Origin of the sequence: Capnocytophaga sp. oral taxon 323 (genome assembly GCF_001278825.1) — a bacterium.
GTDB classification, from domain to species: domain Bacteria; phylum Bacteroidota; class Bacteroidia; order Flavobacteriales; family Flavobacteriaceae; genus Capnocytophaga; species Capnocytophaga ochracea.
Genome location: NZ_CP012589.1, coordinates 1,903,609 through 1,929,350, shown reverse-complemented (window position 1 = coordinate 1,929,350; position 25,742 = coordinate 1,903,609). Strand labels below are relative to the sequence as shown.

At 40.2% G+C, this 25,742-nt stretch carries 24 protein-coding genes; 14 read left to right on the top strand and 10 right to left on the bottom strand.

What is annotated here, in order from left to right; translation table 11 throughout:
* The first annotated feature begins 21 nt into the window (after positions 1–21).
* The 4 genes from AM608_RS08335 to AM608_RS08320 are packed head-to-tail and all read left to right on the top strand — an operon-like array spanning position 22 to position 2,905.
* Entirely contained in the window at positions 22–621 is a 600-nt protein-coding gene (locus AM608_RS08335) for a MotA/TolQ/ExbB proton channel family protein (RefSeq protein WP_053581412.1), read from the top strand.
* Positions 618–965, top strand: a complete 348-nt coding sequence (locus tag AM608_RS08330) for a DUF2149 domain-containing protein (RefSeq protein WP_002674860.1) — start codon at positions 618–620, stop codon at positions 963–965. The genes AM608_RS08335 and AM608_RS08330 overlap by 4 nt, the downstream gene beginning before the upstream one ends.
* A gap of 22 nt (positions 966–987) precedes the next feature.
* Positions 988–2,142: a serine hydrolase gene (locus tag AM608_RS08325; protein WP_053581411.1), complete on the top strand. Its 1,155-nt coding sequence runs from the start codon at positions 988–990 to the stop codon at positions 2,140–2,142.
* 43 nt (positions 2,143–2,185) lie between these two features.
* Positions 2,186–2,905, top strand: coding sequence for a 3'-5' exonuclease (locus AM608_RS08320; protein WP_053581410.1), 720 nt, complete (start codon positions 2,186–2,188; stop codon positions 2,903–2,905).
* 9 nt (positions 2,906–2,914) lie between these two features.
* On the opposite strand, the gene tsaB is transcribed toward AM608_RS08320, so the two are convergent.
* From tsaB to AM608_RS08285, 7 genes are all read right to left on the bottom strand, one after another.
* On the bottom strand, positions 2,915–3,550 hold the full coding sequence (gene tsaB, locus AM608_RS08315) for a tRNA (adenosine(37)-N6)-threonylcarbamoyltransferase complex dimerization subunit type 1 TsaB (RefSeq protein WP_053581409.1): 636 nt from the start codon (positions 3,548–3,550) through the stop codon (positions 2,915–2,917).
* Positions 3,551–3,600: 50 nt separating this feature from the next.
* Positions 3,601–4,278: a 16S rRNA (cytidine(1402)-2'-O)-methyltransferase gene (gene rsmI, locus AM608_RS08310; protein WP_009410831.1), complete on the bottom strand. Its 678-nt coding sequence runs from the start codon at positions 4,276–4,278 to the stop codon at positions 3,601–3,603.
* Entirely contained in the window at positions 4,278–5,150 is an 873-nt protein-coding gene (locus tag AM608_RS08305) for a hypothetical protein (RefSeq protein ID WP_053581408.1), read from the bottom strand. Before AM608_RS08305 ends, rsmI begins: the two co-directional genes overlap by 1 nt.
* 118 nt (positions 5,151–5,268) lie before the next feature.
* Positions 5,269–6,159, bottom strand: coding sequence for a fructose bisphosphate aldolase (locus AM608_RS08300; protein ID WP_053581407.1), 891 nt, complete (start codon positions 6,157–6,159; stop codon positions 5,269–5,271).
* Between the two features lie 803 nt (positions 6,160–6,962).
* Complete coding sequence (locus AM608_RS08295; protein ID WP_053581406.1) at positions 6,963–7,511, bottom strand: AAA family ATPase; 549 nt, start codon at positions 7,509–7,511, stop codon at positions 6,963–6,965.
* Positions 7,475–8,146, bottom strand: a complete 672-nt coding sequence (pnuC, locus tag AM608_RS08290) for a nicotinamide riboside transporter PnuC (RefSeq protein ID WP_009419092.1) — start codon at positions 8,144–8,146, stop codon at positions 7,475–7,477. The genes AM608_RS08295 and pnuC overlap by 37 nt, the downstream gene beginning before the upstream one ends.
* 36 nt (positions 8,147–8,182) lie before the next feature.
* A complete protein-coding gene (locus AM608_RS08285) occupies positions 8,183–8,443 on the bottom strand; it encodes a thiamine-binding protein (RefSeq protein ID WP_002674885.1) in 261 nt (86 codons plus the stop codon).
* 253 nt (positions 8,444–8,696) lie between these two features.
* On the opposite strand from AM608_RS08285, the gene polA reads away from it, so the two are divergent.
* Both polA and AM608_RS08275 read left to right on the top strand, forming a co-directional pair.
* A complete protein-coding gene (gene polA / locus AM608_RS08280) occupies positions 8,697–11,495 on the top strand; it encodes a DNA polymerase I (RefSeq protein WP_053581405.1) in 2,799 nt (932 codons plus the stop codon).
* A 149-nt stretch (positions 11,496–11,644) separates the two neighbouring features.
* On the top strand, positions 11,645–12,163 hold the full coding sequence (locus AM608_RS08275; RefSeq protein WP_053581404.1) for a bifunctional 2-polyprenyl-6-hydroxyphenol methylase/3-demethylubiquinol 3-O-methyltransferase UbiG: 519 nt from the start codon (positions 11,645–11,647) through the stop codon (positions 12,161–12,163).
* Between the two features lie 1,073 nt (positions 12,164–13,236).
* On the opposite strand, the gene brnQ is transcribed toward AM608_RS08275, so the two are convergent.
* Positions 13,237–14,523, bottom strand: coding sequence for a branched-chain amino acid transport system II carrier protein (brnQ, locus tag AM608_RS08270; RefSeq protein ID WP_053581403.1), 1,287 nt, complete (start codon positions 14,521–14,523; stop codon positions 13,237–13,239).
* A 368-nt stretch (positions 14,524–14,891) separates the two neighbouring features.
* Between brnQ and AM608_RS08260 the strand changes: the two genes are divergently transcribed.
* The 8 genes from AM608_RS08260 to ilvA all read left to right on the top strand — a co-directional run bounded on the left by AM608_RS08260 (position 14,892) and on the right by ilvA (position 21,665).
* Complete coding sequence (locus AM608_RS08260) at positions 14,892–15,713, top strand: mechanosensitive ion channel family protein (RefSeq protein ID WP_002674535.1); 822 nt, start codon at positions 14,892–14,894, stop codon at positions 15,711–15,713.
* 104 nt (positions 15,714–15,817) lie between these two features.
* Positions 15,818–15,988 carry a hypothetical protein gene (locus AM608_RS08255; protein WP_009418193.1) on the top strand — a complete coding sequence of 57 codons (171 nt, stop codon included), beginning with the start codon at positions 15,818–15,820 and terminating at the stop codon, positions 15,986–15,988.
* Positions 15,979–16,281: a type II toxin-antitoxin system RelE/ParE family toxin gene (locus AM608_RS08250; protein ID WP_053581401.1), complete on the top strand. Its 303-nt coding sequence runs from the start codon at positions 15,979–15,981 to the stop codon at positions 16,279–16,281. The genes AM608_RS08255 and AM608_RS08250 overlap by 10 nt, the downstream gene beginning before the upstream one ends.
* Positions 16,282–16,405: 124 nt before the next feature.
* On the top strand, positions 16,406–17,242 hold the full coding sequence (locus AM608_RS08245; RefSeq protein WP_053581400.1) for a leucine-rich repeat domain-containing protein: 837 nt from the start codon (positions 16,406–16,408) through the stop codon (positions 17,240–17,242).
* Positions 17,243–17,956: 714 nt separating this feature from the next.
* The gene (locus AM608_RS08240; protein ID WP_053581399.1) at positions 17,957–18,769 is read left to right on the top strand and encodes a leucine-rich repeat domain-containing protein; all 813 of its coding nucleotides are present in this window, start codon (positions 17,957–17,959) and stop codon (positions 18,767–18,769) included.
* A gap of 8 nt (positions 18,770–18,777) precedes the next feature.
* Positions 18,778–19,605, top strand: a complete 828-nt coding sequence (locus AM608_RS08235) for a leucine-rich repeat domain-containing protein (RefSeq protein WP_053581398.1) — start codon at positions 18,778–18,780, stop codon at positions 19,603–19,605.
* Between the two features lie 110 nt (positions 19,606–19,715).
* On the top strand, positions 19,716–20,369 hold the full coding sequence (locus AM608_RS08230; protein WP_053581397.1) for a porin family protein: 654 nt from the start codon (positions 19,716–19,718) through the stop codon (positions 20,367–20,369).
* A gap of 108 nt (positions 20,370–20,477) precedes the next feature.
* The gene (gene ilvA / locus AM608_RS08225; protein WP_053581396.1) at positions 20,478–21,665 is read left to right on the top strand and encodes a threonine ammonia-lyase; all 1,188 of its coding nucleotides are present in this window, start codon (positions 20,478–20,480) and stop codon (positions 21,663–21,665) included.
* A gap of 125 nt (positions 21,666–21,790) precedes the next feature.
* Here the strand turns inward: ilvA and AM608_RS08220 are convergent, their stop codons facing one another.
* Both AM608_RS08220 and AM608_RS08215 read right to left on the bottom strand, forming a co-directional pair.
* Positions 21,791–23,377, bottom strand: a complete 1,587-nt coding sequence (locus AM608_RS08220; protein WP_053581395.1) for a DUF5018 domain-containing protein — start codon at positions 23,375–23,377, stop codon at positions 21,791–21,793.
* 95 nt (positions 23,378–23,472) lie between these two features.
* On the bottom strand, positions 23,473–25,731 hold the full coding sequence (locus AM608_RS08215; protein ID WP_053581394.1) for a hypothetical protein: 2,259 nt from the start codon (positions 25,729–25,731) through the stop codon (positions 23,473–23,475).
* Positions 25,732–25,742: the final 11 nt, after the last annotated feature.

The following is a 25,742-nucleotide window of genomic DNA, read 5'->3' as shown; positions in this document are numbered from 1 at the left end:
CTAAATTAAGACATTAACTTTATGAGTGAGATTTCTAAAATTCTATTCTTGGTATCGGATAGTTTGCTGATACCCGACATTATCGTACTCTTGGTACTTTTTGTGCGCGCTTTATTATTAGTAGGTAGTTTCTACAATCGCTTCATCACTAAATACAAAAACGACAAACAGCTGAATGAAGCTATCAGGACGCTCACACCCGAAAGCGCAGAACAGCTTAAAGCCCTATTGCCCGCACACGATAACGCCCTTTACACCCAATACTTGCGTGATATTCTTAGTCATATACCCGACGAGGCATATTACGACTATATGATTTCCAACTTCGAGAATGAAGGCGAAAAAGACATAGCCACCTCCAAGCTATTGGCGAAAGTAGGTCCCGTTTTGGGGCTCATCGGTACACTTATCGCTATGAGTCCGGCGCTTACGGGGCTCTCCACTGGAGACATTTCTAAGATGGCGAGTAATATGCAAGTGGTATTTGCCACTACTGTTGTAGGCTTAGTGATTAGTTTAGTAGGGTTGGTAACTTTGCAGTTCAAACAACGCTGGTATAGCAAAGAAATCAATAACCTTGAATATGTAAGTAGAGTATTAACTCAACCCGCAAGACAATGAAAACAAACCGACGCATATCCCGACTCAAAGACGATGATGCCGACCCGCTAAGTGTAGTGGTAAACCTCTTTGATGTGGCAATGGTCTTTGCCGTTGCCTTAATGGTATCGATGGTGATGAACCTGAATATGGCAGATTTCTTTTCGGGTGAAGATTTTACCATTGTAAAGAAGAAAGGTGATGATATGGAAATCCTTCGTCGTGAAGGACAGAAAATCACTAAATATAAAACTGTAGAAGGTGCAACCCCCGATGCTTCTACCACTCAGAAAAAAGGTAAACGCCTCGGGGTAATGTACGAAACCGAGAATGGCGAAACTATATTGTTGCCTGATGAAGAATAAGCATAAATAAACCCTATTAAATATGAAAAAGTTTCTCATTAATTTCGTTGTTGTACTGCTACTACTCATAGGAACCCTTTACGTGGCGGGCTATGGTTATATTCTCAAAGCAGTAGTGGTGGTCTACAGCACGGGGCATACTACTACTTTCCTTGATGATTATACCTATTTTGACAATCGTACAATTGCTAAAAGTCCTACTCCTCAGCCTTGGCCACTTTCAGCAGATTACAACAAAATACCCGAAACCCCCGAGTTACAAAATGCTCACAAGAAATACGGAACGGTAGCTTTTCTTATCATCAAAGGAGATAGTATATGGCACGAACAGTATTTTGAAGGCTATAATACTGAGAGCAAGAGTAATTCGTTTTCTATGGCAAAAAGCTATGTCTCGGCGCTCTTGGGTAAGGCTATTGCCGATGGTTATATCAAGAGTCTCGACCAAAAAGTAAGTGATTTCTTTCCTGAGTACAAAAAAGGCTTCGGAGCCCAGCTTACGGTAGGCGACCTGTCGTCTATGGCATCAGGGCTTGACTGGGACGAGGCGTATTACAATCCGTTTTCTATTACGACTCGTGCTTATTTTGATAAACATTTTAGAGAAAAGATGCTCCAACTGAGGATTGTTTCTCCTCCTGGGAAAGCCTATAAATACCTCAGTGGAAATACTTTCCTTTTGGGAATGGTATTGGAGAAAGCTACAAAGAAGACCCTTACTCAGTATCTCACCGAGAGCTTATGGCAACCGATGGGTTGTGAGAGCGATGCTCTTTGGCAATTGGACAGTAAAGAAAGCGGACTCGAAAAAGCGTATTGTTGTATTGCTTCGAATGCACGTGACTTTGCCCGCCTCGGAAAACTCTATCGAGATAATGGTAAGTGGAACGGCAAACAGCTATTAGACTCTACCTTTGTGGCAACTTCCGTACAACCGCGCTTTGCCGAGAGTCCAGAATACGGCTATGGTTGGTGGTTATTAGACTATAAAGATACCCATTTCTTTATGATGCGTGGACATTTGGGACAATACGTAATTGTAAATCCTACTGATAAAGTCATCATTGTGCGTTTAGGACATCGCACTGCTGATACCTCTCCTGAAGACAGTAAGTTTACACAAGACATTTATGATTATATAGATGAGGCATATAAGGTTTTAGGCGTTAGAGGGTAGTAGAGCAATGAGACTTTAAATTAATAGTTGAATTTCAGTAAAAATGCTTAACAAGATTAATCTTGAAGATATTCTCTTCTTAGACATAGAAACGGTACCACTCTATGAACAACACGCTGAGCTTTCGGCTTTAGAACAAGAACTGTGGGAGGAAAAGACACGTTATCAGCGGAAAGATGAGTTTACTGCTGAAGAATTTTACGACCGTGCGGGTATTTGGGCGGAGTTTGGTAAGATTGTATGTATATCAGTAGGTTACTTTTCTTTTCGGTATCAGCAACGCACTTTTAGGGTTACCTCGTTTGTGGGAGAGGAAGAAGTGTTGTTAAAAGATTTTGTGCGTTTGGTAGAAGAACACTTTTCACGTGCTAATAAATTGTTTTGTGCTCATAATGGCAAAGAGTTTGACTTTCCTTACCTTTCGCGACGTATGATTATCAATGGGATTCCTATTCCTCAAAAACTACAGTTCTTTGGCAAGAAACCTTGGGAAATTCCGCATCTTGATACCCTTGAACTATGGAAATTTGGTGATTATAAACACTTCACTTCGCTGAAGCTCTTGGCTCATATTCTCGGTATTCCTTCGCCTAAAGACGATATTAATGGTAGCGAAGTGCGTGATGTGTTCTACAATGAAGGCAATGTAGACCGCATTGCTACTTATTGTGAAAAAGATACTATTACAGTAGCCCAAATACTGCTACGTTTCCGCAACGAAGAGCTTCTAACCGATGATGAAATCCTAATTGTAGGACATTAACTTTTACTTCTATTTTAAATACTGAGGTTCAAAATAAGCAATATCTTCGAAGTCTTGTTTTGTATATTTTTCTATAGCAAACGGAAGCATATCTTTTGCCTCAGGGAAGGCATTGGGTATAAATACAGCATTATGATGCTTACAGATAGTAGCAAACTTCGTACTACCATCACCTAAAAAAGTTACTTTACCCCTATTTAGTTCTTCTTGATAACTATGCTCATCGAGGATTTTAGCTTCAGTAGGACTCACAAACTGATAAGCACTATTAAACACGGCGCTATACACCTCCATACGGCGTGCATCGAGCATAGGGATAATACAATTGCCCTGAGCTTGGTGAGCGAGGATTTGCAAGGTGGGAATAGCAATTAAAGGTTTCTCCAAAGCAAAACAAAGACCCTTGGCAGTAGCAATACCAATGCGCAAACCTGTATAAGAGCCTGCGCCAGCACTTACGGCTATAGCATCAACCGCAGAAAGGGGTAAGGAGGCTTGTTGCATTACGTCTTCAATGAAGAGATGTAAGTTTTCAGAATGAGTAAACTTGCCTGCATTCTCAGATTTTTCAGCTATAATGTGATTGTCTTTTGATAGGGCTACCGAGCAATTGAGCCCTGAAGTTTCTATGTGAAGGATAATCATTTTTGTTGTATTTTCAACTTAGGGGGAATGTGTGATGCAAAAGCGACTTTTTATTTTTCACTTTTCCCAGAAACAATTAGAACTATTTCTCCTTTAATATTCTTATCTTTATAATAGTCTAAAAGTTGTTGGAGGGTGCCACGTTGGGTTTCTTCGTGTAGCTTAGTGAGCTCACGTGAGAGACTCGCAGGACGGTCGGTACCGAAAGTGGTAATAAAGTCAGTGAGGGTTTTGAGCAATTTATGCGGGGAGATGTAGAAAATCATCGTTTTGGTTTCAGTTGTGAGCTGAGAGAGGCGAGTTTGTCGTCCTTTTTTATCGGGGAGGAAGCCTTCGAAGGTAAAACGGTCGTTAGGCAAGCCACTGTTTACCAAGGCAGGCACAAAGGCTGTAGCTCCTGGTAAGCATTCTACATCTACTCCCTCAGTAAGGCAGGCACGTGTAAGCAAGAAGCCGGGATCGGAAATGGCGGGTGTTCCTGCATCGGTGATGAGTGCTACGGTAGTACCCCCTTTGATGCGCTGTACCCAACCGTCTACCACTTTGTGCTCGTTGAACAGGTGGTAACTTTGCATAGGAGTATGGATATCGTAGTGTTTGAGAAGCTTACTACTGGTGCGCGTATCTTCGGCTAAGATAATATCAACCTCTTTGAGCAAACGGAGTGCTCGCAAGGTTATATCTTCGAGATTGCCTATGGGGGTAGGAATGAGATAGAGTTTGCTCATTACACTTCAAAGCGTTTGAGAAGGAGAGAAAGGAAGCGTTCTTCGTATTCCTCTTTGTCTTTCCAATAGTTGTAAGTAGGTTTTATTTCTTGTTCTAAGTATAAAACAGCATCTTGCATTGTATTGAGTTCTCCGATATGTTTTACAACTTTGTTATATTCGCTTTCACTACCAAGGAAGAGTTTTTGTACAAAAGCCAATTTATCATTCAAACCTATTTGAGCATTTTTACCTAACTTATCGTTAAGAGATTGTACGGGTTTTATATTCTCATCAGTTTCTTTTCTATCGAATACTGTGTGCTTAGACTGAGAAATATATTCTTCTAAGGAAGGGGATTGCTTTAAGATGCGTTGTTCATCGGTGTACTGAGGTTGCTCAATAAACTGTTCGGGCTGTGTTACTTGCTGAGGTTGCTCGATAGCAAAATCTATTTGAGATGTTTCTACTCTTTTAGGTTGTTCCACAGGTACTGCCCATTCGGGTTCGGGCTGGTGTACTTCTACTTGGGGTTGCGCTATTTTTGCAGTTTGTTTTTGAACGGGTTTTGGTTCCATTGCTACAAACGAAGCTTTTTCTTTTGTTTGTCCTTTAGGAGCAATAGGTTGCACTTCGGTAGCTTCTACTTTGATGTCGAAAATATCTTTTTCTTGATTTTCATCAATGAAATTAGATACTTTTTTCATCATTGAGTTTTTTCGGTTTTCATTAGCACCTAAGTCTTGATAATATTTATCAACGAAACTCAATATAGTGATTTTTTCAGCTAATTTATGAGCCTGTCTATTGAGTTCTATGAGGTTAAGTTTCCCTTGTTTAGCAATAATTTCGGTAGCGAGAGCTACTAAACTTTGTTCTAATTCTTCTTTCATAGATTGCTATTCTTTAGTTAAGATGTGGCAAAGATATAAAATATTTTTGAATAATAAAGAAATAACAAAAAAACAGACTGCCTCAGAAAATCTTTTTGGAGCAGTCTGTTTTTTTAGATTACTTAATTGAAGCTTCGTAAATACCTTCGATAGTGTGAGTTAAAGTATCGTTGAACTGAGCATCGGTTTGCTGAGCTGAGAGTCCTTCGGTAAGTGCTCTTGAGAAACTGGCGATTACGCCTTTGTTTTCGGCGAGGATATCATTGGCTTTCTCTCTTGGGTAACCTCCTGAAAGGGCGACTACACGCACTACACGAGGGTGCTTGGTGAACTCTTTGTAGAGATTGTTAATAGTTGGCAAAGAGAGTTTGAGCATCACGTTAAAAGTCTCGGGGAGGGCATCGAGGTGTTTTCTTATCTCGTCGCGCAAGATAGCTTCGGCAGGAGATTTATCGGGGATATTGATATCTACTTCGGGCTCTATAATGGGCACGAGTCCTGCTTTTACGATTTGTTTGGCTATCTCAAACTGTTGTTTTACCACTCGTGCAATACCGTCAGGAGAGGCTTTTTTAATGACTGAACGCATTTTGGTGCCGAAGATATGACGCTCATTGGCACGCTCTAAGAGTTCTGTAAGACCGCTTATAGGTTTCATCAGTTGAACGCCATCGGCGTCTAAGCTTTCTAAGCCTTTATCGACTTTTAAGAAGGGAACTATGTGTTTTTCTTCCCAGAGATAATCGGCGGTGTATTTACCGTCGATTTTTCTATCCATTGTCTGTTCGAAAAGGATAGCACCGATAATTTTATGGCTGTTAAAAGCGGGGCTTTTGATGATGCGGGTACGCATTTGGTGAATGAGGTCAAACATTTGGTCTTCATTGCTATATTGGTCTTCATTCACACCGTAAAGTTTAAGGGCTTTTGGGGTACTACCGCCACTTTGGTCGAGGGCTGCGATAAAGCCCTTGCCATCTTTCATTTGTTTGAGTTGTTCTTTTTTCATAGTGTGTTACTGTTTAAAAGATAGTACAAAGGTACGAAATATTTTTTAATTGACAAAAATTAATAATACTGGAAATGGCATCAACTTTGCCAAAATTTCAAACTTTGGCAAAGTGCGTACCGCAAAAGCGATGTGTTGGGGTCTGTTAGGAGGATTCGGAAGGAAACGGAAAAGAGCGGAAGAGGGGAGGGAGAGTTTTTGATGAAAAAAGGCTTTGAGAAGGGTGGGGTTAGCTTATAGAGAGCTTATAGGAAGCTTATACGAATCTTGGACGATTGGTATAGAAAGGGTATATAAATAGTTTACTCATAGTATGATACAGTGACACAAAAAATGGTAAAAACAGGGTTTCGAGGCGAAAGAAAGAAGAATCCTCACCCCGTCCCTCTCCCAAGGAGAGGGGGGATATAGCGACGGAAAGAAGAAGGGATAATTAGAGAATTGGCAAATTAGAAAATTAGTAAATGGGAAAGTGTGAGGGCTTAGGGCATAGGCAATAAGGGAAAAACATCTTCAAAGGGGGAATGTGGCAACCAAAGGGAAACTATTGAAGGGTTCGGAGAGGCTCAAAAGGGGAGAACCAAAGACAAAGAGGGCTATATTAACTTTGGCAAAGTTTGAAACTTTGCCAAAGTATAGTGATAACAAACATCTCTCTAACTCGCTTTAAATGGGGAATGTAGTGATGGGGAAAAAAGGGAATGTAGTGATGGGGAAAAAAGGGAATGTAGGGACGAAAATAGTTGTTTGGTGGGGAGGACTCGTAGGAAGGAGGTCGGATAGAGGGGGCTTGTGAGAAGATGTTATGCGGTTAGCATTTTGGTGCATTGGGCGATGCGTTCCTCTAAGGAGCCTTTTAGAATATAGTATTGTATGCCGTGAGCGTTCAGATGTTGTTCAAAAAAAGCAAATACGCTCTCGCGCTCGTGGGGTTTATCGCGGAGGTCGTCGGGTTGCCAAGGGACATCTACATAAGTGAGAAAAAGGGTGTGGTAATGATGTGTGAGGGCTGCGCGCTCTATTTGTGGGTTGCATTTGCCATAGTAAAGGTAAGAATAGACCATTAGTTCGAGCAGACAGGTGTCGCAGAACAAATATTCATTGGCTTGTTGGATACGTTTGTTTTCGAGAGAAACTTGTCCGTGAGCGATGGGTAGGAGGTCGTCCCACGTGCAGGTGAGATGCTGAGTGTCCCACTTGTGTTGCAGGTAAGTGCGCATATATTCCTCAGCCCATACGGTTTGGAACTGCTGGGCAAGGGTACGACTGAGAGTGGTTTTGCCGGTGCACTCAGGACCTACAAAGGCGATACGCTTTATCGGGCTGTCTCGTTGCGCAAGTGTTGTTTCCATTCTCTATAACCCATAATGGCAATAATGGTGAATAAAAAGTACTGAAAGGAGGTGAATAGCATTCCTTTTTTGAGGTAGAGGGGTACTGAAATGAGGTCGCCGAGAATCCAAAAGACCCAGTTTTCTACTTTGCGTTTTGCCATTAGCCACATTCCTATCAAGAAAATGGAGGTGGTAAAGACATCGACATATTCGGTAGGGAGGAAGTTGTGGAATCCTAAGGAGATTCCCTGCATAGAAAAGTTGTTTTTGATGTAAGGTTTCAGGTAGTATACCGCAGTGACAAAAACCAAGCTAAAAACACCTAAAAGAGTGCAGATTTGCCAATCGCGACGGGTGGTAACGGAAATAGTAATCACATTGTCTTGGGCGTTCTTTGCCCATAGTATCCACCCGTAGATACTCATCGCTGTATAATAGGCATTGATAAGCATATCGCCCCACAGCACGTAGTGCCATAGCAGGTATACAAATAACACCGTGCTGATAATACCCGTAGGGTATACCCATATATTTCCTTTTTTAGCCAGCCAAACACTCAGGAACCCAAAGAACACACCTATGATTTCTAATACCACTAAATGGGTAGGGACTCCTTGATACTGACTAAAAAACCAATTGAAAAACGCTTCCATATAAGATACTCAGTTAGGCTTGCTCGCTGGCTTTACTTAGAAGAAAGGTTTATACTCGTGGCGGTCGGACTTTACGATTTTCACGTACATCAGTCCGCGTTCTACTAAGTCGAGAGCTTCTTCTATCTCGGTGGTGAGAACATTCATCACTTGGGTATACTCGCCATAGACTTGGGTACTGAGAGGGTTTTCTTGTACGATGAGCCCAGAGGCGCGCAGTTTCTTGATAAAGTGAATGATAGGACGCTCGTAATCGTCTTGCAACGGGCTAAAAGTAAGTTCAACAGATACTTTCATAATGATGAATGATTAATTATTAAAGGTTAATTTATATTCGGGACAAAAGTACAAATAAAATGGGAAATTACAATTATTTTACTACCTTTGCGCAAAAATATGTATCTCTTTCAGCCAAAAGAGTAACCCCCTTTTTACCTATATTGAGTGAAGATAAAATGAACTAAAAACACCCTTCGAAGAGGGAATTAGCGAATTTAAGAGGGAGTATGCTTGAAGTTTTTGGCTTGATGGAGGATAAATTATTTAATGAATGAAAAAACGGCTTTTTCTACTCGATGCTTATGCCCTTATTTTTAGGGGTTATTACGCTTTTATCAAGAATCCGCGTATCAACTCCAAAGGGTTGAACACGTCGGCTATTTTGGGCTTTATGAACTCTCTTTTAGAAGTAATTAAAAAAGAAAAGCCCGACCACCTTGCTGTGGCTTTCGACAAGGGAGGAAGTGTGGAGCGCACGGAACTCTTTGCCGACTATAAAGCCAATCGGGAGGAAACGCCCGAAGCTATTCGGTTGGCAATCCCGTATATTCACGAAATCTTGAAAGCCTTGCATATTCCTATCATCGAAAAAGAGGGTTATGAGGCTGACGATATCATCGGGACACTCTCTAAACAAGCTGAAAAGCAGAATTACCAAGTGTATATGGTAACGCCCGATAAGGACTATGCACAACTTGTGAGTGATAATATCTTTATATACCGACCTTCGCGCGGAGGTAACGATGTGGAGATTTGGGGCGTAAAAGAAGTACAAGAGAAATTTGAGGTACAAAATCCTTTACAGGTAATAGACTTCCTCGGAATGATGGGTGATGCGGTAGACAATATACCTGGACTCCCAGGAGTAGGCGAGAAGACCGCTAAAAAGCTACTTGCTGACTTTGGCTCTATGGAAAACCTTCTCGCCCATACTGACCAGCTGAAAGGCAAACTGCGTGAGAATATAGAGAGCAACAAGGAAAAAGGAATCCTCTCTAAACAGTTGGCTACCATTATGCTGGACGTGCCTGTAACATTTGATGAAGAAGACTTTGCGATGTCCGAACCCGATTTTGAAGCGGTAGGGAGGATATTTGAAGAGTTAGAATTTCGTCAGTTATTACAGAATTTTCTCAGAACGTATCAGCCCCAGATGACAACAACACCCCCGCCACTTACAGGGAATAAGCCCACAGAGGGACAGTTAAGTCTCTTTACGCAAGGCGACCTATTTGCCCAACCGCAGGTAATGAGCGAGAAGAAGAACAGCACTAATACACCTCACTTCTACCAATTAGCCGATACCCCAATGGCGCAACAACTGCTTTTGCAGAATTTATTGCAACAAACCGAAGTGTGTTTTGATACCGAAACGACCAGTGTGAACGCCCTGGAAGCCGAATTGGTAGGGATTTCCTTCTGTTGGTCGGCTCATAAAGGTTATTACGTACCTTTCCCTACTGATAAAGCAGAAGCAACAAAACTGCTTGAAACTTTTCGTCCGTTCTTTGAAAATGAGCGTATTGGTAAGGTTGGTCAGAATTTGAAATACGACCTTAAAGTATTGCAAAACTACAACATTGAGGTGCGAGGCGCACTCTTCGATACGATGATAGCCCACTATCTGCTGAATCCAGATATGCGCCACAATATGGATATCCTCAGTGAAACCTATTTAAACTATACCCCTATTACTATTGAGAGTTTGATAGGTAAAGGTAAGGCACAACGCTCTATGCGTACTGTTCCACTCGACCAAGTGAAGGAATACGCCGTGGAAGATGCTGATGTTACGTGGCAACTCAAAAACGTATTTAAGGAGGAAATGCCCAAAGTGAATGCCGAGAAAATCTATACTGATTTGGAAGCGCCTTTGATAAAAGTGTTAGCCGCTATGGAACGCGAAGGAGTGAACCTCGATGTACCCTTCTTAAAAGAATACGCTAAGATCTTAGATGCTGATATTGCACAACTCGAAGCCACTATAGCCGAGCAGGCAGGAGAGAGCTTCAATTTGGCATCGCCGAAACAGCTAGGAGATATTCTTTTTGAAAAACTGAAAATTGACAGTAAACCTAAGAAGACAAAAACAGGTCAGTATGCCACTTCCGAAGAAGTATTAGCCCCCTTTGCTTCTAAGCATAAGATAGTAGCCGATATACTTGAATGGCGACAAGTGCAGAAGCTGAAATCTACTTATGTAGATGCCTTGCCTTTGGAGGTGAACAAACTCACCGGTCGTGTACACACTACCTATATGCAAACGGTAGCTGCGACGGGTAGATTGAGCAGTAATAATCCTAACTTGCAGAATATTCCTATCCGCACTCCTCGCGGTCAGCAGGTGCGCAAGGCGTTCATCGCACGCAATCCTGATTATGTGCTTCTCTCTGCCGACTATTCGCAAATAGAGCTTCGCATCATCGCTGCCCTGAGCGAAGAACACAATATGATTGACTCATTCCTCCGCAATGAGGATATTCACCGTTCCACAGCTGCCAAAGTGTTCCACGTGCCTTTGGAAGAGGTAACTCGCGAACAGCGTAGTCACGCCAAGACAGTGAACTTTGGGATTATCTATGGTGTATCGGCTTTTGGGCTCTCGGCTCAAACCAATTTGAGTCGTTCAGAGAGTAAGGAATTGATAGACACTTATTACGCTACGTATCCCAATCTGCGAAACTATATCAGTAAGCAAATACAATTTGCTCAAGAACACGGCTATGTAGAGACCGTATTGGGAAGGCGTCGCTATCTACCCGATATTCACTCTCGTAACCAAGTAGTGCGCGGAGCAGCTGAGCGCAACGCTGTGAATGCCCCGATACAGGGTTCGGCTGCGGATATCATCAAAATTGCGATGATACGCATACAACACGAGTTGATTCGCCAACAACTTCAAACCCGTATGCTCTTGCAGGTGCACGATGAGTTAGTGTTTGATGTACCTAAAACAGAGCTCAATATCGTTAAGCCTCTCATTAAAGAAGCAATGGAAAGCGCTTTTAACCTTGCTGTTCCGCTTGTGGCAGATTTAGGGGTAGGGGATAACTGGCTCGATGCACACTAGAATTAGGTAAGAGGTAAGAGGTAAAAGGTAAAGCCAGCGAGGGCTCACAGCTGGGTATGTGAATAAAAGGTAAAAGGTGAGGCGACGCAAACTTTGGCGAAATTTGTGGCTCAAAGGTGTCATTTCCTTGTTAATTGTCAATGTAAATTATGTACAAGATATTTCCTAAAAAACGCTATCAAAAAACTTTGAGTATTCTCAAACAATATGTCCCTCAGGGTAGCACTATCCTCGATGTGGGGGTGGAGAATCCTTTTTCGGCAGTAATGCAACAAGAAGGCTATACTGTGCTCAACACTACGGGACAGGATTTGGATTTTGAATCACACACCCTACAAGCCTTTAAGGCTGATTTTACAGTAGCTTTGGAAATTTTAGAGCACTTGGTAAACCCTTTGGCAGTTTTGCAGAATCTTCCTACTAAAAGAGTACTCATTACTGTGCCCTTGCGCCTTTGCTTTGCCAAAGCTTACCGCAATACGTCTGACCCTCGCGACTGTCATTATCACGAGTTTGAAGATTGGCAATTGGATATGCTGGTAGGGAAAGCGGGTTTTCGTATTATTTATAGAGAGAAATGGACGCACCCTGTGAAGAAGTTAGGTTTACGTCCGTTATTGCGGTATTTTACGAATAGATACTACGCCGTAGTGGCAGAGAGAAAATAATAGTTGAATCTCCCTTCGGGAGAGAAATTAAACAAATTGCAACAAATCAAACAAGTTGTAGCAAGCTACCTGAAAGTCTCTCACAGATTTCTCGGATTACACGGATTTAGCACAGATGATTCTCTTGTAAAACATTATTGTTCCACGGATTGGCTCAGCTTTAGCTGAGGAATTTTACGGAACAATAATGAAAAAGCAATTGTAAATCAATATTGTATATATCGAACTAATGTTAAATTATATTAGGATTGAACCGGCTTTTTAATAGGAATTAGAGAATTTCGGAGAGACTCAGAAATGCGAGGTCGTAGTACGACAGACAGTGTACAATTAACTTTGGCAAAGGTGCGAGCTACACAGGTAGCCGTAGCACGACAGGCGAGGAAAAATTAGCAAATGAGGAAGCGTTGAGGGGTTCGGAAGAAAACGGAAAAATTCGGAAGAGGAGAGGGGGAGTTTTTGATGAAAAAAGGGTGTAAGGAGGGTGGGGGTAGCTTATAGAGAGCTTAATAGGAAGCTTATACGAATCTTGGACGATTGTTATAGGAAGGGTATATAAGTAATTGACTCATAATATAATACAGCGACACAAAAAACGGTAAAAAGAGGGTTTCGAGGCGAAAGAAAGAGGAAGAGGCACTAGGCCTTAGTCCATAGGCACTAGGGGGGAGTATGACGGAAAGGAGAAGAAATGACAAGGAACGAGGGACGAATGACGAAGGTAATGTGGTAAAAATATCTCTCTTCTAACATATCTAGTAGTCGCTGGTTGCCTTCGAAGGGGAAATGTAGCGACGGGAAGTCGATGCTAAATTTTAGCACAACAAGCAGGTGTGAGCCACGTGGGTAGGTGTAGCGCGATGGGTAATTAATTTAATATGAATCGGATATGAGGAAAATGTTATTAAAGTTATATATGTAAAACAAATAAATTGCTTCACTACTTTAAAATCTCACACAAAGCTAGCGAGTGATCTCTGCTGGGTATGTGAAAGATTGATTTCACTGATTACAATATACGTACAACTGTAAATCAGTATTATACATCGAACTGACATTATTTATAAAAAATATTATACTCTCTTCACTATTATTGCCGTTATGATAAATGATAGAAAAGCAGGAATAAACCACTCTATTCGGTAGTCAGCCAAGGGTAATAACGTTTTGAAGTTATTAATCCAGGCTATATGTAGCAAATCACCTATGATGAAAAGTCCTGATAATATAGCCGTGAGCGTTACCCCCACTATATAAGGAGCATTGCTCTGCACCCGTTTGCCAAAGAAAAGCACAAATAAGGTAAGTGCGATGGTGATAGGATATGAGAAATCTAACAGATAGCCAGCGTAATGAATAATTTCATCTACACTTCTGATAGAAAGCGCAAACGACACTAAGGAACAAATCCACACTCCCCATTTATAAGGAATACGCCCTTTGCTGATGTTCTCGAAAATCTCACCCATAGCCGATACAATAGCAATAGCCGAAGTAAGGCAAGCAAATGCTACCGCTATTGATATTACAATACCACCATTGTCGCCTAATACGCTATAAGCTATATGCTTGAGAATATCTATATAGCTAATCCCTTCGGAAGAAGAAAGATTAGAGGTAGCTCCTAGATATAGCAATCCTCCGTAGATAAAGACCAAACAGCCAGCGGCTATGACCCCAGAGAGTATGGTTACTTGCTTTTTCTCAGCCTCACTGCGGTAGCCCTCTCGCACGATTGACGAGATAATGAGCCCCGAAAAAATAACCCCTGCAAGCACATCTAAGGTCAAGTAGCCTTTTGAAAAGCCAAACGCAAACGCCTCTCCAAAGCTATAGCTGTTGTCTACCAATTCCTTAGGCGCATTGATGGTGCCCACGACTATCAGGATAGTAAGTGAAAGGATAAGAAAAGGTGTGAGTATTTTACCGATGATGTCTACTATTTTGGCTTTCGAGATAGAGAGCAAAAGCGTGATGCCAAAGTACAGCACCCCAAAAGTAATTTTGCCTATTTGAGGGAAGAAAGGTTGTACTGCCACCTCGTAGGTTGTAGACCCCGTACGCGGTACGCAGATAAGGGGACCTAAGGTAACAATGATTAAAAACACAAGCGCATTTACGAATAACGGAGGGAAGCGCTTGCCTAAATCGGTGAAAGTAAGTCCTACAGAGGCTACCATTACCACCGCTAAGAACGACAGTAGTATGTCCGACACAAAAAAACCTGCAAAAGCCACACCACTTAAAGCTCCTATTTTCAATCCTATATAAGGGGGAATAACCAAATTGCCCGCCCCAAAAAACATCGCAAATAGAGCAAAACCTGCTGTTAGAATTGTAATGAATTTCTTTTTGTCCATAATAAATTAGGTTTATATAGGTTAGAATGCTACAAAGGTATAATTTTCTTTTTATAAAACAAATCTTTTCTTTAATTTCTTTTTAAAGTTTTTATTAGTAGCTTCGTAAATTATTCTTACTTTTGTCGTCAGAATCTTAATATTTAAATTGAAATGACAGGATTTTCAGCTATTGATTTCGAGAGCTCAATCAGAAATTGGAAGAAAGGTGTTTTTAGCTACGTCTCTACAATTGCAAATGAAGGGGGACGAGAAATAAATTTTGGGAGATTGCGAATTAGTTTGTATTTTTGCGCATCAATCGAGAGAGGACAGAGAGACGAGAGGGGCTGGTGAGATTTAGAAACTAAAAAATAAAACAAACAAAAATGAATGATTTTTCGACTGCGGATTTTGAAGGACTCATTAAAGAGTGGATTACCGGACTTATTAAATTTGCGCCTACACTATTGTGGGCAATTGCGCTTTATTTTATAGGGCGATACATTATTCGGTTTATTGCAAAACTCCTTAAAGGCTTGATGGTACGCCGTGGAGTAGACGTGGCTTTGCAGGGATTCCTCTTGCAAGTTGTACGGTGGATACTCTATATTGCTCTGTTCCTTACTATCGTGCAAGTGATAGGTTTGCCTGCGACTCAGTTTATCGCGATTATTACCAGTGGTTTTGTAGCAGTGGGGTTAGCCTTACAGGGGTCGCTATCCAACTTTGCAAGCGGGATAATGATTCTTATCTTTAAACCTTTCCGCGTAGGCGATACCATTGAAGGTAATGGCGAAAAAGGGACGGTAAAAAACATTGGACTCTTTGCTACAACTCTTAACAAAGCCAACAACGAGCAGGCGATAATCCCCAATACCCAACTTTTTAGCAATAGCATTATCAATTACAGTAGGGAAGAGAAGCGCAGGGTGTACGTATTAGTAGGCATAGGTTACAGTTCGGATATCCAAAAAGCTCGCGAAGTGCTCTTGCAAATTGCTAAAGAAGAGCCCAAAGCCTTGCCTGACCCTGAGCCTGTGGTATATGTAGAGGAATTGGCTGATAGTTCGGTGAACCTTTCACTGCGCTATTGGTGCTTGACTTCCGAGCACGCAGGGTGTATATTCCGTACTTTAGAGACTATCAAAAATCGCTTCGACGAAGCTGGTATAGAGATACCATTCCCACAAGTGCAAGTGCATCAGTAGAGAGGCAGTGATTAATGGTTAATGATTAGTGATTAAAATTGTTCTTTATTCATTGTTAATTGGTCTTTATTTAGTACTTTTGCAACGTAAAAACATAAAAAACTATGGACGCAGAGCTTATAGATAATATCTTAACTGAAGACGACCTCCTTCTTAAACAACAAAAAGAAGCGAAAAAGTATAGTATACAAAAAGGTTTGGAGGAAGATAAGGCAGGGTTACATATTCCTCAAGAAGATGTAGAACAAGAAATGAATGCGATATTATGGTCGTAGTTTGGACTCCTAAAGCAAAGGAGGAGCTGAAAGAAATTCTTATTTATTGGAAAAAACGGAACAAAAGTAATACTTATTCAGTAAAACTGAATACAGAGGCACAAAAAGTAGTTAAATCTCTTATTGATAATCCATACATCTGGCCTATAGAAGAAGGATATGAAGATGTCCGTTCTGTTTTAGTGTTTTATAATTACTCTATTTTTTACAGAGTAGAAAACAATATTATTCGTATTCTTTCTTTTTGGGACAATCGAAGAAATCCTAATAGCTTAGATTTATTTGATTTTTAAAAAGAAAAAACATACAGATACCGGCTATAAAGATAGTCGGTATTTTTTTGTGAATATTTCGTTGTTAATTGTTCTTTATTTAGTACCTTTGTGGCGTCTTTAACATCATAAAAATGATTTTACAATGAGAAAAATCTTCTTTTTGGCCTTCGTGGCTATTGCTTTGGTGAGTTGTCGTAAGAAAGATGACAACGGTAACGAGGTAAACGTATCGCCTAATGACTACACTCTCAGTGCCGATGGTCTTACCTTAATAAAATGGACTAATAGTAGTACTATTTCTATTGATATGCAAGGGGATAGCAATTTGCGGAAAGTAAATACTATTGCCGAAAATGCTTTTAAAGACCTTAAAAGTTTAAGAGCGATTACTTTTTCGGACAATTTAAAAGAAATAGGTTCTGATGCCTTTTCAGGAACAAACCTCAGTGATGGCGTAAACTTCAACTCTTATTCAGACGTTGTTTTTGGCGAGAGGGTTTTTTATCGTTCGAATATTAGAAAAGTGGTGCTCCCTAATACTAAAGCGTTATCTAACCGGATTTTTGCTGAATGTAGAAACTTAAAAGAAGTTACTTTTAAAAGAACGGGTATTATAGGCGATGGGGCTTTTTCGTCTTGTGGAACTCTTGAATTAGTAGATTTAACAGATGCGGGAGTTACTCATATAGGGAAAGAGGCTTTTGCTAACTGTAAAGTTTTGAAAAAGGCAATCCTTTCGGTAACTATGAACTTAAAGACGATAGGAGATAAATCGTTTGCGAACTGTACTTCGTTAGAGAATGTTACTATTCTTGCGCTTTACCCGCCGTATTTAGAGGGAGATCCTTTTTCTGGGATAGCTAAAACTAAGTTTCCTACTTTTTATATCCCGAGAAAACCTAAGGATTTATTGGATATATACAAAGGGGATAACAATTGGAAAAATTTAGTTGATAAGATTCAGTTAATACCAAAATAATTAGGTGCGAGCCGCACAGGCAGTCGTAGCGCGACGGGCGGTGTGAGCCACACAGGCGGGGGAGAAATGAGAGAATGAGAAAATGAGAAAATTAGAAAATGAGAGAATTAGAGAATGAGGAAATTAACAGATTAGTAAATGGAGTAAATGTTAATAATACCTACCGACAATCAACTTTGGCAAAGTTTGAGATGAAAAAGTGATATACTGGGACTGTTAGGAGCTTTCGAAAGATGTCGGAAAAGAACGGAAGTGAGCTGAGAGAAATTTTGCTGAAAAAAGGGTGTAAGGAGGGTGGTCTTAGCTTATAGAGAGCTTATAGGAAGCTTATACGAATCTTGGACGATTGGTATAGAAAAGGTATATAAGTGATTGACTCATAATATAATACAACAGGGTTAAAAATGGCAAAAACAGGGTTTCGAGGCGAAAGAAAGAGGAATCCTCACCCCGTCCCTCTCCCAAGGAGAGGGGGAATGTAGCGACGGAAAGGAGAAGGGGTAATTAGAGAATTAACAAATTAGAAAATTAGCAAGGGAGAGCACGAGCTAAAAGCTCGCGACAAAAAAGAGGGAAGGTGGAGACGGAAAAAGTGAAGGTAATGTGAGGTTATAGCGCGACGAGCTGATGGGAAATTAGTGGATTAGTAAATTTGAAAATGAGAAAATTAGTAGCTTGCAAAAATTGATAAATACGATAAAAAATAATTATACAATGAGAAAAGTTTTATTATTAGCTTTGGCAATGATTGCTTTAATGGGCTGTCGGAAGAGTGATGATGACAACAACGGTAATTCTACCGCTGATTATGAGCTCAGTGCTGATGGGCGTACGCTTATCAAATGGAAAAACGCGAATACTACGGTGCTTGATATGCAAGCTGATGAGAAGCTCAGAAATGTGAACACTATCGGGAAAGAGGCTTTTAAAGAACATCAGAACCTCCAATCGATTACATTTCCGAATAACTTGAAAGAGATAGAAGAGAGTGCTTTTGAGGATGCAAACCTCAGCGGTGAGGTTGTCTTCAACACGAAAGCTACCGTTGATTTTGGCGAAAAGTGCTTCTACCACACTCATCTGAAAAAGATAACATTCCCCAATATGAGTGTGTTAGGTATCAATGCTTTTTCAGTTTGTAGAGAGTTAAAAGAGGTTACTTTTAACAAAGTAAAGAAATTAGGTGATTTTGCGCTGAGAGATTGCAATGCTGCCTCGCTTACCTTTGAGGGGACGGGGCTTACTGAAATAGGACACGGGGCTTTTGTGGGGATGTGGAAGCTAAAAGAGATTACTTTACCTGAGACGCTCACTAGAATAGAATCAGATGCTTTTTGGCAATGCATAGTGCTGAAAAAGCTTACTATTAAAGCGGTAAATCCACCTGCCTTACATATTAACAGTATTTTTGGCACTAACGATAAAAGTGTGATACCTACTATTTATGTGCCTAAGGGTTCGGTAGAACAATACAAAAAAGTGGCAGGCTGGAAAGATTTTGCGGAGAAAATACAAGCAATTAATTAAATTAAAGAATGAGAAAATTAGGAAATTTGAAAATGAGAAAGGTTTTATTATTAGCTCTTATAGGGATTGCTTTGGTGGGCTGTCGGAAGAGTGATGATGACAACAACGGTAACTCTACCGCTGATTATGAGCTCAGCGCTGATGGGCGTACGCTTATAAAATGGAAGAATGCGAATACTACAGTGCTTGATATGCAAGCTGATGAGAAGCTCAGAAATGTGAACACTATCGGGAAAGAGGCTTTTAAAGAACATCAGAACTTACAGTCGATTACATTTCCGAATAACTTGAAGGAGATAGAAGAGAGTGCTTTTGAAGAAGCAAGCCTTAGTGGTACCGTTACCTTCAATACCAACGCTACAGTAGTTTTTGGTGAAAAAGCTTTCTTCAAAACAAAAATTAGAAAACTCTCCCTTCCTAATGTAAAAAGACTGCCCTATAGCGTATTGTCAATGTCTTATAATCTCGAAGAATTACACTTCAATAAATTAGAAATATTAGGATTTGGCGCTATTGGGTGGAATTATCTAAAAGAAATTAACTTAGAAAATACAGGACTCACTGATATAGAAACTGTGGGAATTTCGGGGTGTACGGAGATGAAGAGTGTTGTCTTGCCTGCAACACTGAAGACTATAGGGTATGATGCTTTTTGGTATTGCCAACAACTTAAAACAATAACGATTAACGCTGTAAACCCTCCTGCCTTAGTAAATAACCCGTTTAGGGCTACTCGTATAGAAAAGATATACGTACCTAAAAGCTCGGTAGAGCAATACAAAAGAGCTACTTTCTGGAGTGCTTTTTCTGATAAGATATATCCGAAAGCACAATAAATAATAATTGAGGGCGGTATGTCATATCCAAAGATTAAGATTATATTGATGTATTTGACTTAGATATTTATTAGGTATTTTTAAATTCTGTAATTTTTATCCAAAACTATATGAAACGCTTTTTGACTGTTATTGCTTTTTTAAGTATCACTTCGATAGGTTTTTCGCAAGTGGCTATAGGAGTACGCTTTTCCTATCCTTTTACTATGGTACAAAGTATGCGTCCTGTTACCCCAAATGTACCATCTTCATCTGTAAGCTTTGGTAAATTTAGAAATTACTTAAATGCGGGAGGTTTTATTAGGATTCCTGTACAAGAAAGATTAACATTCCAAATTGAAGGAATGTTCAGTATTGCCGAAGTAGATTTTGACGGTAAATATCAAGGTAGTTCTTTTCATTCGGGCTACCGTTTTGTGCATTTTGATATGCCTTTTTTGTTACAATATGAAGGCAAGCGACCTATTAGAGGTTTTGTACAAACAGGTTTTTCACCTAAATTTTATTTGATGCGCGAGGTTAGTTTGGATAGCTCTTATGATATTTCGTTTGCTGACACCCGTCGTTTTAAGAAGAGCTTACTGATGTGGCATATAGGGGCAGGCATTCTCTTTGAGCGTAAGCATTGGATTTTCACTCTTGATCATCGGTTTTCTATGAGCGTGTTTAACGTGTCGGAGCATAACAATAAGGAGTTTTTAGACCTCAGCAAAGCGAAGTTTTACTTTTTTAGTACTTCCTCAGGTATAGCGTATAAGTTTTAAATTTGTACATCACTTTCCACTGGTTATTTTTTCATTTGTAATTGTGAATTGAAAACTATTTCATATATTTGTCCCTAATAATACAATTGACTAATTGATAAATTAATTATGAACTTTACCATAGCACGTGAGCACCTCAAGAGTGTGCTCCTCCCTACACATCTCATTTATAGTCCGCTCTTCTCAGAAGAATCTGGCAACAAAATCTATATCAAGCCCGAAAACCTTCAAAAGACAGGAGCTTTTAAGATTCGTGGCGCTTATAACAAAATCCTTAAACTCACCGAGGAAGAGAAAAAACGAGGAGTTATTGCTTCTTCAGCAGGAAACCACGCACAAGGCGTTGCCTACGCAGCACGTGAATTGGGTATCAAAGCTGTGATTGTAATGCCTAAAACTACGCCTCTTATCAAAGTGCAATCTACCAAAAAGTACGGTGCAGAAGTAGTGCTCTACGGCGATGTATACGACGATGCTTACCAAAAAGCGAAAGAGCTGGAAGAGAAAGAAGGCTACGTGTTTGTACACCCTTTCAACGACCCTGACGTATTGGAAGGACAAGGTACTATCGCCTTAGAGATATTGGAAGAACTGCCTAACACCGATGTGATAGTTGTACCCATAGGCGGTGGCGGACTTATCTCGGGGATTGCTTGCGCTGCTAAACAGCTTAAACCCGATATTAAGATTGTAGGTGTAGAACCCTCAGGAGCTGCTTCGGCAACTGAAGCACTGAAAAAGAATAAGCTTGTTACCCTACCCGAAGCCAATACCATTGCTGATGGAACTGCTGTAAAGCGCATAGGAGAGCTTAATTTTGACTTTATTAAACAATATGTAGATGAAGTGGTAACGGTAGACGATTACGAGCTTACTGAAGCTTTTTTGCTATTAGCAGAAAAGCACAAGCTTATCGCTGAGAACTCAGGCGTATTACCTTTGGCAGCACTCAAAAAACTCACCGACCGCGGTAAAAACGTTGTGCCTGTAGTAAGTGGGGGCAATATAGATGTGCTAATGATATCTTCGATGATAGGCAAAGGATTGGTGAGCAGAGACCGTATTTTCAACTTCTCGGTAAGCATTCCTGACCGCCCTGGTGAACTCGCTAAGATCACTCAAATTATTGCAGAAGTGGGAGCTAATGTAGTTAAACTCGCTCACAACCAGTTTAAGAACCTCTCACGTTTCCGCGATAAAGAAGTGCTTATTACGGTAGAGACCAACGGTACCGACCATATCCAGCAGTTGGTAAGAGCTTTTAAAGATAAAGGGTACGAAATTACCGCTAAGTAGTTGTTATCAGGACAAGCACTTTTAGATTACTAAAAAAGACTTTGCCAAAGGGTCGTAGCACGATAGGCTATTAACCCCTTGGCAAAGTCTTTTTATTTTCTGTTAAGCTATACGACTTATTGACTTCAGACTTTTCTCAAAGAGAATTCTGCTTTATATTCTTTGCCGTTTTCTTCGATGAGTACATAGCCTTTGGGCAGGTCTTTTAATAAATAGTCGTATTCACTATCAGATAGTCTACGTGTACTTACTGCTGCTGGATATCTAGTCATATTTTCTATTTTCAGATTAGGAAATACAATAGCTTTTATAGAAGCATTACCTATTTCTTCATTAAAGAAAATATTAATTTGTTTAGCGAAAAAAGAGGCGTCTTTGTCTATAAGCTCAGCAGTACCTTTAACTTTCAAGCGTGGAGGAGTTTCAGGAACAACTTTTTGAACGGTAATTTCTTGACCAAAAACCTCTGATTTCAGGTGTACTTGAGAGGATAATACTACCTTATAAGTACCTGACTCTACACTTTTATCTATTTCAAAGGTTGCGGTGGTACCTCGGTGATTATAAGTACTTAAAGTTACTTTTGTTTCTCCGTTTTTAATTAAAAGTAACTCGCAATATCTGTAATTAGTATTAAAACCTACGCTCATATAGGTAAAGTTTTCTCCTATTATGGTTAATTCATCACCTGTTTTTAGGGTAGTTGTAGAGAGAGATTTGATTACTGGAGCATAGGTAGGCACTATGTTTATCGCTTGTCCGTCGCTGTTTACAAAAGGAAGTACTTGCTCTTTAGCACCCCCTTTTACTACAAACTTAAAGTCATTACCTCCGCTGAAAGCTCCAGCAGGTGTATTGAACATCTTAAATTCGAGGTTGTAACCAGACATTTCTGCAACTGTAAGCTGGTAATCTTGTCCGTTTTTGCGTAGGTAATAGGTGTATTTCTTTAAGGCTTCAGCATTAGCGTATACTAGCACTTTAAAAACTTGCAAGTTGGTAGTTGCTAATGTTTGTACAGGACCTTCAAAAAGATTAATATCTAAAACATCTAAAACAATCTCACTACTATCTAAGGTAAAAACACCACTTTCCACTTCTTCTTTGTCGAAGGTTGCTTTAAAGCGATATTGACCGTTTTTATAAGTCGCAGGCAAGACCACATATACACGTCTTTCTTTTTTGTCTATCTTTTGTACTTTGAGGTCGTAAGAGAGCGCGCTTCTGTATTTAAGGAGCTTTACTTTTATTTGCTCTTTTTTGACGGGTAATGTATTTACCTCGAAGAAAATCACCTCGCCTCCTGCTTTGTTTACCGTATATTCATTAGGAACGAACCCAATTTCTATTGGAACCTGCGGTTGTTCAGTCTTTTCGGTGGTAACCAGTACTTTGTAGGTTTTAGTACTTTTGTTTTCGGCGGTTACAGTGTAGGTTACTTCCTTAGAGAAGTTTTGAGCTACCCCTGTATTGGGGCTTACGGTAGCGCCCTTAGAAACCGTGATGGTAGGAGTAAGGGTGGTGACATCGGTGTCTTCAGGTAATTGGGCGGTGATAGTGGTATTGCTGATAGTACCACTATAAGTGTTACCCTCTACGGTAAAGACAAACGAAAGAATGTCTTTTTCAGCGCTCAGTGGGAGCGTTTCATCATTGTCTTTCTTGCACGCAAAAGCGATGAGCAAGATGCATAAAACGTACAATTTTTTCATTGTAGATAATTTTTTTTGAATTGCTTGCTATTAGAAAGTGCAAAGATAAGACGTAATTAGCAAATGAGCAAATAAGGGAATGAGAAAATGAGGTACTACATCTCTCCTCGTTTCATCTTTTCGAGATTAGCTTTTACCTCCTGGCGTTGGGATTCAAATTCATCATTAGTTTTTGAAAGGAGTTTTACGGCTTTTTCTTCGAGCTTAATAGCTTCTTGTTTTTCACCGCGTGTGTACAAGAGGTGTGCGAGGGTATCTAAGTAATAAGGATTTTCAGGTTCTAACTGTACTGCCGAGCTTGCCCACTGATAGGGTTCTGCTAATTTAGCGGGGTCGTTTTTATGTTCTTCGTACACTTTCCAAGCGATGTTATTAGCGCGGTTAGCAAAGCGCATTTTGTAATACTTCCAACTGTTTTCTTCATCGCCTTCGGAGAAAGCCTTATCGAGTGCTGCAATGAGATTACTATCTCTTTTCAATAGGCTTTTATAGTATTCGCCGAAATAAGCACTGGCTTCTTCTACGTTGTTTTCATAGAGAAAATCGATGTAATCATCAGCGGTAAGTACGTTCTTTTTGACACCTTCGATATAAACGGTTTTTACAGGTTCAAAAAGAGTTTTGTCGTTAAATACAAGACGGTCGAGAAGAGTACTGAAGTGTCCATAGTTTGTTTCTATTACGCCTTTCTCTAAGCGTTGTTGATAGTCTGTATTGTCATCGTTTTTAGGAATGAGTTTTTCGTTATGTGCTTTAATTTCCTCGCTGAACTTCACCAAATAAGCGATTGCGTCTACATCAGCAAGAGAAGCAGGCTTTTCGGCATTGAAAATTCGGTAATAATAATCGCTATCATTGCTATTAAGAGCGAGCAAGAAAGCATATGCGGAATCGAGTTTGCTATCGTTTTTATGAGCGTTTACGATACGCTGCCATTGGGTAGTTAGTTGCTCAGGGGTAAGTTGCATTTGGTAGATGCCTTTGGGGTTTTTGAAATCGGAGAAGTAATCTTCTTGCTCTTGCGCTATATAGTCGAAGGCTTCTTCCTCATTAGCATCGCCTGTTTTTTGCACGGGACGATTTTTAGCTAACAAATACACACGCTGGCTGTCCTTTTTGAGGAAAGTGGTAAAAATAGCTTGTAGGTCTTTTACAGAGAGCTTAGGGTTACCCAAAGCTTTGTCGAGCGCACGAGCCATTGCTATTGTACCGAACTGCTGTCCGTAAGAATCACTCGTTACAATTTCGTCATTGGCAACCTCTTCGATAGTAGAGGGCTGATTGTAAAGCAGATTACCGGCTACGTCAAGCACAGCCATTTGGTTACCTGTAGGTACGCCTTTGGCTTTGAGGGTTTTCATATCTTTGGTAGTAGCCAAATAGAGTTCATACGGATAGCCATTGCTACCGCCTTCTTCTTTATATTTGGCAAAAAGGGCAGCGAATTGTTGTTGAGCCTCTTTGTTATCGGGTTGTTGGAAAACTATTACCAAACGGCTATATTTATCGGCTGAAGCAAGGGCAGCTTTCAAGTTCTTGGGCAGTGAAATATCTGCTTGGTTTTTCTGCTTAGCTCTTTTTTCAGGATTATATTCGGGGATATCCTGTTCTTCCTCAAAAGCGATGAGATATTTCCAATTCTTTACATTTTCCTTATTGCTACGGGCTACTTTTGCTGGATTAGGAGTGCTTGCCTTGTTACTGAACAGAATTGCGTTATCGGAATCACCTTCGGTAAGAGAAATCGTTCCTTTATCGGGGTTGTAAGTGCCTTTTAAATTAAGCATATTATTGGTTCCTAAAAATTCTACTTCCACGCCGTTGGTTGTCTTTCCGATAGGATATTTCTCAATAATTACTTCTTTGGATTTATTGTTAAAAGCTACTGAATGGGCATTCACTAAGTAAAGGTTTTCAGTACGTGGCACTTCAAAACTTTCTAATACATAGTAACCAACTCCATTGCTGTCTTTTGTTTTTTCTACATTTTCCAATGAAGTGATTTTGTTATGTACACACACATATTCCACTTCACCTTTGTTGTTTTCGTAGCCTACATATAAAAAATGTGGGTCGCCAAAGAGCCCTGTTCCTATTTTAAAGGTAATTTGCAACTGAGAGCTATTGCTCTGTTTCTTCTCAACCAAAAAAGACGATGCATCGGAAGAGAACTCTATTTTTTTGTCCTTTAAGGTATAGTTGCCCGAAGCGCCTACCAATTCGTAAGTGTTGTTATTACCAATCCTAAGCTCCAAAGCATTGCCAAGAGAGCTGGCTTTGTAAGAGCCAGCAGGAATAGGGTTTTGGGCTATAAGTGATAGCGGAAATAGTGCTAATAGGGGAAGTGCTTTCATTTGAGTAAAAA